Origin of the sequence: Pseudoduganella dura, from assembly GCF_009727155.1 — a bacterium.
GTDB lineage: Bacteria > Pseudomonadota > Gammaproteobacteria > Burkholderiales > Burkholderiaceae_D > Rugamonas > Rugamonas dura.
Window position 1 is genome coordinate 2,557,798 of the sequence record NZ_WNWM01000002.1, and the last position, 12,376, is coordinate 2,570,173.

Here is a 12,376-nt window from a genome sequence, read left to right on the forward strand (position 1 = left end):
TGTGCGCGGTGCGGAAAATAGTCGCATTATAGCGCCCGCCTGCTGCCGCGGCGCGGTGTCAGGCGCTTGTTACCACCCGGTCGCGGCCGCCGCGCTTGGCCTCGTACAGCGCGGCGTCGGCGCGCCGGATGAGCTCCGCCATCTCCTCGCCCGGCCCCGCCACCGCCAGCCCGATCGACACCGTGACGGTCAGCGTGCCGCCCGGCACCGGCGTGCGGATGGCGCGCACCCGGTCGAGTATCCGCTCCGCCACGGTCAGCGCGGCGGCGGCATCGGTGCGGGGCAGCGCGATGATGAATTCCTCGCCGCCGTAGCGGGCCGCCACGTCGCCGTCGCGGGTTTCCTCCTGCAGCACGGCGGCCAGGCGGCGCAGCGTCTCGTCGCCCACGGGGTGGCCGTGTTCGTCGTTGACGCGCTTGAAATGGTCGGCGTCCACCAGCATCGCCGCCAGCGGCTCGCCGTGGCGCTGCGCCGTGCCCAGCAGGCGCTCCAGGCTCTCCATGAAGTGGCGGCGGTTGAACAGGCCCGTCAGGCTGTCGGTGGACGACTGCACGCGCAACTGGTCCGATAAAGCCGTCAGCGCGTCGTGCTGCCGCGCGAGGGCCGCATGCGCCCCTTCGAGTTCGGCGCGCGAGCGCTCCCGCTCGGCAAGCCGCAGGCGGAACTGCCACAGGTACAACAGCGACAGCGCGGCCAGCGCGACCGCGCCGGCGGCCAGCAGCGCCATGCGGGCCGCCGCCACATCCACATCTTCCAGCGGCAGCAGCAGGTTCACGTGCCAGTCCGTCTCCGGCACGGGCCGGCGTACCATGTAGTAATGGCCCGATTCGCCGATATCGACGATGGCGGCGCCGCTGTCGAGCGTGCGCTTGGTGCGCAGGTCCAGCGGCGCGCGCAGCACGCCGTCGTATTGGCGGGTGCGGGCCACGCTGGCGCCGTCGCTGGCCGACAGCGCCTTCAACGGCCGGTATTGCCAGTCGGCGCGCGAACTGAGGAACGCCACGCCGCCGGCATCGGTCACCAGCACCTCCCCGCCGTAGTCGCGCACATCGGGCATCGTCAGGTCGGCCTTCACGACGGCCACGCCCAGCACGCCGCCATCGTCCTTCGTCACCAGCTGCGACAGGAAGTAGCCGGGACGGTGCGACGTGGTGCCCATCGCGTAGAAATGCGCGTCGCCGTCGGCCAGCGCACGGGTGTAATACGGCCGGTAGGCATAGTTGACGCCCACGAAGCTGATCTTCTCGCGCCAGTTCGACGCGGCGATGCCGGTGCCATGCGCATCGAGCATATAGAGCACGGTGGCACCGGTGCGCTCGCGCTGCCGTTCGAGATAGGCGTTGGCTTCGCGGACCAGGGCGGAATCGCGCGGGTGGCTGAGCGCATCGCGCAGCGTGCGGTCGTTCGCCAGCAGGTGCGGCAGGTAGGTGTAGCGCCTGGGCGGCGCGAACAGCTGCATGGCGAAACGCTCCAGGCGGGGCACGGCGGCCCGCTCCAGCCGCCCGACCTGATTCTGCCATGTTATCAAATACGCCAGCAGCGCGGCCATCCCCGCGGCCAGCACCAGTGCTGGAACGAGCACCAGCGGCGCCAGTCCCGCCCCGGCGAGGCGCTGGCGCCACGCGGATACGGGCGGACTGTCGGAGGCGGTCATCTGGCTTATTGCTGGAGAGAAAATTATTTCCGAGTATAAGCCAGCATTCGCGGCATTCACATTGAAAGGCAGCCGTTCTCCCGCAATGTTGGCGGCAGGTTATCGATCAGTTGCGGCAAAGCCTCAACATGGACTTTCGGACATCGCTTTCCCACCGTTTCGGACCGGCTGGCAAAGGCCCGCGGCCGATAACTGCCAGCCCCCAGCCGCACCTGCGGTGCCGGCAGCACGGCGCCGGTGGCCTGCAGCTGCCACGTGGTCGGCGACTGCCGGTCGCCCGTCACCCGCGCCCACGCGCAGACCAGGTCCGGCGCCAGCTCCGCCTGGCCGAAGGCGAACGGCCGGCCGGCCAGCGAAGCGGGCACCGTCAGCGGCACGATCGCGTCGGCATCAAACAGCGCCGCGAACGCGTCCAGCGGCAGCGCCAGGCCGCTGCCCTCGGCCTTCAGCACCGCTTCCTTCAATGTCCAGAAGCGCAGGAACAGCCGGTCGTAGCCGCAGCGCGGGCTGGCCAGCAGCTGGATCTGCTCGGCGCGGTGGAACAGCCCTTGCGCCACCAGCGGATCGGCACGGCCCGGCACCACGGCTTCGATATCCACGCCGGCCGGTGCCCCGCCGCCCGCGAGCAACACGGCGGCGCCGCGGCAATGCGCCAGGTTGAAGGTCAGCTCCGGCCGGCCGCACAGGGCCGGCTTGCCCCAGCGGTTCGTTTCGAACGCCAGCCGTTCCGGCGCCGTGTGCGCCAGCTCGGCCAGCACGCGGCGCAGCAGGAACCGGCTGGCGAGGAAATCGGCGCGGTCGCCGTCGAACACGAAGCGCCGCGCCTTGTCGCGCTCGGCGGCGCCGAGCCAGCTTTCCGCCTGGGGCAGCGCGGCCGCCACGTCGGCGGTGCGCACCCACACCAGCAGCGGTTCAGTCCCAGGCAACGGCAAGTTCTTCATGGATCGATTCCCCCAGGGTTTTCAGCACCGCGTCGCGATTGTCGTGGATGAAGAAATGGGCGCCGTCGAAGTGGTGCATGTCGAAGCCGGCGTCGGTCTGTTTCGCCCAGCCGCCCATCTGGCTGGCCGGCACGGCATCGTCGGCGCGGCCGGCCAGCGCCGTGATCGGCACCGGCAAGGCCCGCGCGGCGTGGTAGCGATACGTCTCGTGCATGCGGAAGTCGGCGCGCAGCATCGGCAGCAGCACTTCCATCGTTTCGCGGTGGCGCAGCACCGCGTCCGGCGTGCCGCCGTATTCGCGCAGCGCGTCGATGAATTCGTCGTCCGGCAGCGGGTGCAGGTCGCGCTTCGGGTTCGGCAGGTCCGGCGCGCGGAACGCGGAGACGAACAGCCTGCGTGGCGGGGCGATGCCGCGGGCGAGCAGCGAGCGCGTGAGCTCGAAGGCGATCAGCGCGCCCATGCTGTGGCCGAACAGGAAATACGGCTTGTCGGCCAGCGCGGCCACTGCCGGCACCAGGCCGTCGATCATGGCGGCCATCGTCTGCACCGGCGGTTCGAGCATGCGCCGCTCGCGGCCCGGCAGCAGCGCCGCATGCAGTTCCACGTCATCGAGGCCGCCAAGCCATGGCCGGTACAGCGTGGAACCGCCGCCCGAACTGGGCAGGCACAGCAGGCGCGCAGCGGCATGCGGGGCGGGACGGGAAAAATGGGTAAACCAGGGATTCACGATGATTCTCCTCAGGCTGCGCGGCGCAGCGGTTCAAAGACGCCGACCCGCTCGGTCGGCATGAAGGTGGGCGCATCGAGGTGCAGCACCGATGTGTTGACGATAAAATCGTGCTCGAAGCGGGTGATGCCGCGCGCGTTCGTGGTGCTCGGCAGCAGCCGCGCGATCAGCGGTTTGCGCCATTTCTGCGCGATGGTGGAAATCGCCCGCACCAGCGTCGCCAGCCGCGCCGGATCGCTGTCGGCGGAAACGGGAATCATGTCCAGGCCGCAGCCGCACACGGTGGAATACAGCAGCAGGTCCTTCACGCCCACGTCGCCGCTGGCGGTGGCCTCGGCCAGCCGGGTATCTTCCAGCACCGACAGCATCGTGCCGTTGAAGCCCACCATCGGCAGGCTGGGCAGCGAGTGCTGCAGCATGTCGTTGATCGCATACAGCGCGAACATGAAATCGAGCTGGCCGATGCGGCTGCCGTTCAGGCTTTCCACCACGGCCACGGCGCTGGTCTCGTCGCCGGGGAACGGCGCCAGCGACAGGTCGAAGCCGAGGAACCGCACGCCCTGCTCGCGCGCCAGGCGCACCAGCACCGGCAGCACGCGGGCCACGCGGCCCGTCAGTTCCCGGCGGCAGGCATCGAGCCGGTCGGCGAAGTTGTCGTGCCGGCCGCACGCTTCCAGGAACGGGCCGGCCAGTTCCAGCGCCACCGAGAAGCCCGGCGCGCCGTCGTGCCAGGCGGCGGGGAAATACGGCGTGGCCGGCTTGATCCACGCCAGCGCGGCGAAGCGGAAGTTGTCCTGCTGCCGCGCCGCCGTGGAACCCAGCCGCGCCATCGTCTCGGCGGCGGCCGTCACCGCTTCGTTGTGCAGGCCCTGCTGGCCCGCCACGCTCATGTTGGTGAACACGTGGCGCGTTTCGCCCACGATCGCGTCGATCAGGTCGACGCGCCGGCCCACGCTGGCCTGGCTGTCGCAGGCGGGGCCCGGCAGGCAGCACCAGATATCCTCGCCCAGCGCCTGTTCGAGCCGCACGGCCACGCGGCCGGCGGTGGCGGCATCGCCGTCGGGCAGCCATTGTTCGACCGGCGGCGCCACGTAGCGCAGGCAGCGTGCCGACAATGCCGTTTCGTCCAGCAGGCGCCGGGCGTGCGCGAAGAAGCCGCGCACCCGTTCCGCCGTCGCTTCGGGGGCCGCGCCGTCGAGGGCGTGGCCGAAGGTGATCGTGCGCAGGATCGGCATGATCACCGCTCCCCGCCGGTGCGCAGGCTGAGCGGCCGCATGTCGGTCCACAGCGTTTCGATGCGCTCCAGGCACGCTTCGCGGCTGGCCGGTTCGCCCACCGTCGTCCAGCCGGCGGGCACCGGGCGCCAGGCCGGCCATACCGAATACTGTTCCTCTTCGTTGCGTACAACATTGAATGCCGTCGTGTTCATGATGCTCTCCAGGTATATGTAGTATTTGATTTCGGGTTCAGCCGAAGAAGCCGCGCTTGCGCGGCGTGGCCGTGCGCCCTTCGGCGGCGAAGATGGCGGCGAGGTAGTTTTGCCAGGCATCGGCGCCGATGCGCGACTCGCGCACGCCAAGGGCGGCAAGGCGGCGCACGGTCTGCGCTTCCCTGATCTTCAGGCGTTTTTCTTCCGGCGCGCCGGCGTCCGTGTCCCACCAGAAAAGGTAAGGGGCGAACGGAAGAGGCTCGACCGCGCTGTGTTCCTTGATCGCATCGACCCACTCGCGGATCGGCACGCGCCGCAGGCCGGCGCCGGCGCAGTCCACGAAATCGGGCAGCAGCCGGCTCCAGTCGCGCCGGTCGTCGCCGATCAGGTGGTGCACGCCGGTGCCGGTGTAGTCCGCGGCCAGCGCCGTGATGGCGCGCGCCGCGTGGTCCACCGCGATGCACTGCTCGACCAGCGGCCGGTCCGGGTAGCTGCCCACCTGCAGGCAGGTGCGCACGAACAGCGCCACGAAGTCGTCCGTGCGGCCCGTGCCGGTGCGGCTGTCGACGACCACGCGGCCCAGCCGCACGATCCGCGCCGGGATACCGGCGCGCACGGCGCGGCGCACCATCAGCTCGGAAACCCACTTGCTGGCGTTGTAGCCCTCGCGGGCGCTCTGGCCCTTGCTTTCGACGGCGAAATCCTCGTCGACGGTGCCGCCCGTGCCCTCCCCCTGCAGCACACCGGCGGTGGACACGTAGACGAAACCCTTGCGCTTCGCCGTGGCGGCCAGCTCCAGCAGCCGGCGCGTGGGTTCCACGTTGTCGTGCCGCAGCGCGTGGTAGGGCAGCACGTGGTTCAGGCGCGACGCGTTGTGCACGACCAGGTCGACGTCGTGCGCCAGCGCCGCGTAGGCGTCGCCGTCCATGCCGAGCCGCTCGCGCGACAGGTCGGTGGTCACGATGCGCAGCCGTGGCGCGAACGCGTCACGCCACAGGCCATACTGGGTCAGGTTGTCGCGCAGGCGCCGCAGGCCGGCTTCGGCATCGGCGGCGCGCACGTGGCAATGCAGCGTCACGCGCGGCCACTGGTCCAGGATCTCGGCCACCAGGTAGGCGCCGACAAAGCCGGTGGCGCCCGTCAGCAGCACGTGCTCCAGGCCGGACGCCACCGGCGGCAGCGGGGCCGGCAGCGCGATGGCCGATTCGGCTTCGCCGTCGAGCCAGCTTTCCGCCGCGTCCCGCGCGCGGGCCTCGTCGGCATGGTCGATGCGGAACGCCATCGCCCGCACGGTGGGTTCGGCGAAGAATTCCGGCAGCGTGACGGTGTGGCCCAGTGCGGAGCGAACCTTTGCCACCAGCTGCGTGGCGGTCAGCGAATTGCCGCCCAATGCGAAGAAGTCGGCCGTGGCGCCCACCCGCTCCACGCCCAGCAGTGCGGCCCACACCTCGGCGACCGCCTGTTCCGTGGGCGTTGCCGGCGCCACGTAGTCGCCGACGCCGGCGGCGTCCGCATCCGGCAACGGCAGCGCGCGGCGATCCACCTTGCCGTTGGCGGTGACCGGCCAGCGCTCCAGCACCACGTACGATGCCGGCACCATGAACGCCGGCAGCCGCTGCGCCAGCCAGTCGCGCAGCGTGGCCGGAGAAAGATCGGTACCCGTCACGTAGGCCACCAGACGCTTGTCCACGCCCTCGCCCAGCGCCAGCACCAGCGCGCCGGTGACGGCCGGGTGCGCGGCCAGGTGGGCCTCGATTTCGGCCGGTTCGATCCGGTAGCCGCGGATCTTCACCTGCTCGTCCATGCGGCCCAGGAACTCGAGCTCGCCGCCCGCGTTCCAGCGCACCTTGTCGCCGGTGCGGTACAGGCGCGAACCCCGCAGTTCGCCATCCCTTGCGAACGGATCGGCCACGAAGCGTTCGGCGTTCTGCTCCGGCGCGTTCAGGTAGCCCTGCGCCACGCCGGCGCCGCCGATGTAGAGTTCCCCGGCCACGCCCACGGGCACCGGTTCCATGGTGTCGTCCAGAACGTAGGTTGCCGTGTTGGCGATCGGCCGGCCGATCGGCACCGCGTTGCCGTGTACATCATCCTCGGTCACCCGGTGGGTGGCGGCGAACGTCGTGCATTCGGTCGGGCCATAGCCGTTGACCAGCACACCGCCATTCGCCTCCATTGCCCGCAGCGCCCTGGCGGCATGTGCCGGCGACATCGCTTCGCCGCCGGTGATCAGCTGGCGCACGCCGGCCAGCGCGTGCGGATACTGGTCGACCATGCTGTTGAACAGCGTGGCCGTCAGCCACAGCGTATCGATGCGCTGCCGGCCGATCAGCGCCGCCAGCCCATCCAGGCCCACCACGCCGGCCGGCGCCTGCACCAGGCGGCCGCCGTTCAGCAGGCAGCCCCAGATCTCCAGCGTGGAGGCATCGAAGCCCACCGGCGCATACTGGAGGAACGTGCGTCCGGCCGACAGGTCGGCGAAATCGGTGCCGCGCACCAGCCGCACGATGCTGCGGTGCCCGATCATCACGCCCTTCGGCCGGCCGGTCGTGCCGGACGTGTACATCAGGTAGGCCAGCGACAGTGGATCGTGCGGCAGGTCCGGGTTGGCGTCGCTGCGCGTTGCGATCTTCGCATCGTCGATCCGCACCACTTCGCCCCCGAACGGCGGCAGCAGCGCGGCGCCATCCGCGTCGGTGATCACCGCGGCGGCCTGCGCGTTTTCCAGCATCCAGGCGATGCGTTCGCGCGGATACTCGGTGTCGAGCGGCAGGTACGCGCCACCCGCCTTCAGCACGGCCAGCAGCGCCACGATCAGCTGCGGCGTGCGCGGCAGCGCCAGGCCGATCACGCGGCCCCGGCCGGCCCCCTGCGCCAGCAGGTGATGCGCCAGCCGGTTGGCGCGGCGATTCAGTTCGTCGTAGCTCAGCTGCGCGTCGCCCTGCACCAGCGCGATGTGCGCCGGCGCCAGCGCCGCCTGCTGCGCGAACAGGCCGTGCACCGTGGCGGCCGGCAGCGTGGGGCGGGCACCCTGCGCCAGCGCCAGCATCTGTTCGCGCCGCGGCGCTTCCAGCAGCCGGTAGTCGCGCAGCGGGCGGTCCGGCGCCAGCGCCACCTGCCCCGCCAGCAGCGCGAAGGCGTCGGCCAGCCGGGCGACCGTCTCCGGCTGGAACAGGTCGCTCGAATATTCCCAGTGCGCGCGCAGGCCGCCATCGGCACCCTCGTACAGCACCAGCTGCAGGTCGAAGCGGGATATCCACTCGGTGCTGTCGATCAGCGAGGTGTCTTCATAAGCACGCTGCAGTGCGAAGCCGACCTGGAAGAACGGCAGCGTGCTGGCGCTGCGCGGCGGATTGAGCTGGTCCACCAGCAGTTCGAACGGCAGTTCCGCATGGTCGTAGGCGCCGCGCGCGGTGCGCTGCACGTCGTCCAGCAGGGCGGTGAAGCTTTGCGTGCCCTCGACCCGGGCGCGCAGCACCAGCGTGTTGACGAAGAAGCCGATCAGCCCTTCGGTTTCTTCCAGGCCGCGGTTGGCGATCGGGCTGCCCACGTTGAAGTCGTGCTGGCCGCTGAAGCGGAACAGCAGCAGGTCGTACAGCGCCAGCCACGTCATGAACGCGGTGGCGCCGGCGCCGTCGGCCACGCGGCGCAGCGCGGCGCAGGTGGCGGCCGGGATGTGCGACACGTGCAGGCCGCCGCGCGTGGAGCGCTCGGCCGGCCGCGGCAGGTCGTACGGCAGGGCGATGTGGGGCTGGCTGCCTTCCAGCGCGCCGCGCCACCAGTCGACCAAGCTGCCGAGCTTGTCGCCGGCCAGGTCGGCGCGCTGCCACAGCGCGTAATCGGCATACTGCACCGGCAGCGGCGCCGCCACGGGCGCACCGCCGCCCGCGAACGCGGCATAGGCAGTTGACAGCTCGCGCATCATCACATCCATCGACCAGCCGTCGGTGGCGATATGGTGCAGCGTGACGAACAGGACGGCCCGCTCGTCCGTCTGCGCCAGGCGGTAGCGGGCCACCGGCCCGTTGTGCAGGTCGAACGGTTGCGCCGCCTCGCCGGTGGCGATGGCCGACAGCCGCGCGGCCGCGTCGGCGGCGCCGCGCAGGTCGTCGACCGCGAACGGCACGGTGGCCGGCGGCATCACTTCCTGCCACGGCGTGCCGTCCGCTTCGGGGAAGCGGGTGCGCAGCGTTTCATGGCGCGCATGCAGCCAGTCCAGCGAGCGCTGCAGCGCGGCCCCGTCGACCTGCCCGGCGAGCGGCAGCGCGTTCGGCACGTGATAGGCCATGCTGGAAGGATCGTACTGGTGCAGGAACCACAGCCGCGATTGCGAGAACGACAGCGGCACGCGTTCCGGCCGCGGGCCGGCCACGATGGCCGGCGCGTTCGGGACGGCCTGCCCTGCACCGGCACAGGTATTGGCACAGGTATTGGCACCGGCAGCGCGCAAGGCCGCCGCCTGCCCTTCGATGGTCGGGTGCTCGAACAGCGTCGACAGCGGCACGCGCACGCCAAACACCTTCTGCAGCCGCGCATAGGCCTGCGTGATCGACAACGAATGGCCGCCCAGGTCGAAGAAGTTGTCGGTCACGCCGAAATCCTCGTTGCCCAGCACGGCGGCCCAGATGGCGGCCAGCTGCGTCTCGATCGCGTCGCGCGGGGCGATCCGTGCGCCGCTGCTGTCGTTCGCCGGCGGCACCGGCAGCGCGCCGCGATCGAGCTTGCCGTTGGCGTTCAGCGGCAGCGCGTCCAGCGGCACGTACTGCGCCGGCACCATGTATTCGGGCAGCCGTTCGGCCAGGTACGCACGGCACGCCTGCTGGAGCGCCGCGGACCACGCGCCGCCTTCGGCCGGCACCACCCAGGCGACCAGCCGCTGCCCGTCCGGCGCCACGCCGGCCACGGCGTCGAGCACCTGCGGATGGCCGCGCAGTTCGTGGCCGATCGCATCGAGCTCGATGCGGTAGCCGCGCAGCTTCACCTGGAAATCGACGCGGCCGTGCACGACCAGCGTGCCGTCCGGCCGGAAGTAGCCGAGGTCGCCCGTCAGGTACAGGCGTTTGCCGTTCATCGAAGGATCGGGCAGGAACGGGTCGGGCAGGAATTTCTCCGCGCTCATCCGCGCGTTGTTCAGGTAGCCGGTGCCGACCGAGCCGCCGGCAATCGCCACTTCGCCCGTCACGCCCAGCGGCAGCCGGTTGCCGAAACGGTCCAGCACATGCACGGCCAGGCCGGGCAGCACGCTGCCCACGGTGACCGGCGCGGCCAGGTCGACGAACTCGTCGCGCGTGAAGCGGTGGGTGGTGCACAGGTCGGTGCATTCGGTGGGGCCGTAGGTGTTGATCAGCTCCGCGCGGCACGCGGGCGACAGCAGCCACGGCGCCAGCCGCCGCTTGTCGACCGGTTCGCCGCCGACGAACAGCCGGCGCAGGCTGGCCAGCGGTTCGTGGTGTGCCGGCTCCGCTTCGGCCAGCGCGTAGGCCATGCTCGGCGTGCAGTTGATCCAGGCGATGCGGTGCTCGCGCACCATCTCGCGCGCCAGCAGCGGGTCGAAGTGGCGGGTCGGCGCCAGGTGCAGCGCGCCGCCGGTGGTCAACGCGCCCCACACGCATTTCTGCGCCAGGTCGAACGTGATCTTGTTGACCAGCAGGCAGCCCTCCCCGGCCTCGAAGCCGAACTCGCCGTTCCACCACTGGAGGAACCGGGTGAAACTGTCGTGGTACACGCCGGCCGCCTTCGGCTTGCCGGTCGAGCCCGAGGTATGGATCACGTACAGGATGCGGTCCGTGCGCACGGCCGGCCATTGCGCCACGCCGCCCCTGCCGCCGGCCTTTCCACCCTGGCCGCCGCGCATTCCATCAATATGATCTTCGTTGTCTTCGTATCCGGTCAGCAGCACCGTCAGGCCGGGCACGTCGAACAGCGCGGCGTGGGCATTGTCCGTCACCAGGTGGCGGATCTTCAGGTCGGCGATCATCTGCGCCAGCCGCGCCGCCGGCAGCCGCACGTCGAGCGGCGCATAGGCGCAGCCCAGGCGCGCGATCGCCACCAGGGCCGCGATCATCGGCACGCACGGTTCGAACGCGAACGCCACCGTGCCGCTCGGCTTCACGCCGGCCGCCAGCAGGCGCATCGCGATGCGGCGCGCATGCAGGTCGAGCTCGCGGTACGTGGCGCGCTCCGCGCCGGCGGCAACGGCGAGCGCGTGGGGGCGCTCTTCCACCTGCCGGGCCAGCAGTTCGCCCAGTTCGGCATTTTCACTGCCGGCGGCGGGACGGTGATTCCAGCCATCCTGCAGCGCCAGGTCGGCGGCGGGCGCGATGGCCAGCGTGCCGGCCGGCGCATCGGTATCGGCCAGCATCCCGTCCAGCAGCGTGCGGTAATGTTCCAGCATGCCCGCCACGGCGGCGCCGTCGAGCTGGCGCGCGTCGTACAGCGCCTTGACGCGCATGCGGCCCACCGGGTCGATGACGACGGCCAGCGGGAAGCTGGTCTGCTGCCACACGGTGACGTCGGGCAGGCTCACGCCTTCCGTGTACGGGAACGACTCGATCGCCAGCATTGAATCGAAGAGTGCCCGGCCGCGCGGCACGCCGCTCCAGCCGGCGATATCCGTCAGCGATGCGTGTTCGTGCTCCCGCTGCGCCACCAGCTCGGCGCCGAGGCGCGCGGCGAACGCGCGCACCGGCTCGGCCGGGTCGATGCGCACGCGCACCGGCACCGTGTTGATGAACAGGCCGATCATCGCATCGGCCCCTTCCAGCTCGGCCGGGCGGCCGGCCACGGTGGCGCCGAACACCACGTCGTCCTCGCCGCTGTAGCGCGCCAGCAAATGCGCCCAGGCCGCCTGCAGCAGCGTGCCCGGCGTGACCCGCAGCGCGCGGGCCGTTTCGCGCAGCCGCGCACCCAGCGCTTCGCCCAGCTCGATGGTCGCACTGGCGCCCTGCGCCGCAGTGCTAAAATCTCCATCGCCGGCCGCGCGGACCAGGCCGAGCGGCGTGGGCGCATGGAAACCGCGCAGGCGGCAGCGCCAGAACTCTTCCGCCGCCTTCATGTCGCGGCCGTTCAGCCACGCCAGGTAGTCGCGGTAGGCCGGCGCGGGCCGCGGCTGCCAGTCTTCGCCCGCCTCCAGCGCGGCGTAGGCGGCGCGCACGGCGCCCAGCACCGCGAATGCCGACCAGCCGTCCAGCAGGATGTGGTGATAGGTCCAGAACACCACGCTGTGATCCGCGCGGTGCAGCAGCGCCTGGCGCAGAAGCGGGGGCCGGCGCAGGTCGAAGCCGCGTGCCGCCTCTTCCGCGCGCAGGGTGTCGAGCCGCGCGGCGAACGCCGCATCGTCGTCGCCGGCGGCATCGATCTCGCGCACGTCCATCGCGGCTTCCTTCATCACCACCAGCAGCGGGTGGTCGAGCCCCTCCCATGCGATCGCCGCGCGCAGCGGCGGATGGGCCGCCAGCGCCATGTTCCATGCCCGCTGCCACAGCGCCGCGTCGATCCGCGCCGGCGCCGGGCAGGCGAACTGCTCCACGTAGACGCCGCTGCCCGGCGCCTCCAGCGTGTGGAACAGCATCCCCTGCTGCAGGGGCGTCAGGCGGTGCACTTCGAAAATGTCCTTCTTGTTCATGCCG

Annotated in this window: 6 protein-coding genes; all 6 read right to left on the reverse strand. The window is 71.0% G+C overall.

The genetic code is table 11. The features are described 5' to 3' along the window. Positions 1–58 precede the first annotated feature (58 nt). Genes GJV26_RS11240 through GJV26_RS11265 form a run of 6 tightly spaced genes read right to left on the reverse strand, consistent with a single transcriptional unit; the run spans position 59 to position 12,372 of the window. Positions 59–1,654, reverse strand: coding sequence for a sensor domain-containing diguanylate cyclase (locus GJV26_RS11240; protein ID WP_155708897.1), 1,596 nt, complete (start codon positions 1,652–1,654; stop codon positions 59–61). A 56-nt stretch (positions 1,655–1,710) separates the two neighbouring features. Next, positions 1,711–2,595 carry a 4'-phosphopantetheinyl transferase family protein gene (locus GJV26_RS11245; RefSeq protein ID WP_155708898.1) on the reverse strand — a complete coding sequence of 295 codons (885 nt, stop codon included), beginning with the start codon at positions 2,593–2,595 and terminating at the stop codon, positions 1,711–1,713. Further along, on the reverse strand, positions 2,567–3,322 hold the full coding sequence (locus GJV26_RS11250; RefSeq protein WP_173346185.1) for a thioesterase II family protein: 756 nt from the start codon (positions 3,320–3,322) through the stop codon (positions 2,567–2,569). Before GJV26_RS11250 ends, GJV26_RS11245 begins: the two co-directional genes overlap by 29 nt. Before the next feature lie 11 nt (positions 3,323–3,333). Then, positions 3,334–4,557, reverse strand: a complete 1,224-nt coding sequence (locus GJV26_RS11255) for a DUF711 family protein (protein ID WP_155708900.1) — start codon at positions 4,555–4,557, stop codon at positions 3,334–3,336. A 2-nt stretch (positions 4,558–4,559) separates the two neighbouring features. Continuing rightward, entirely contained in the window at positions 4,560–4,751 is a 192-nt protein-coding gene (locus GJV26_RS11260) for an MbtH family protein (RefSeq protein ID WP_155708901.1), read from the reverse strand. 37 nt (positions 4,752–4,788) lie between these two features. Then, entirely contained in the window at positions 4,789–12,372 is a 7,584-nt protein-coding gene (locus GJV26_RS11265) for a non-ribosomal peptide synthetase (RefSeq protein WP_155708902.1), read from the reverse strand. Positions 12,373–12,376: the final 4 nt, after the last annotated feature.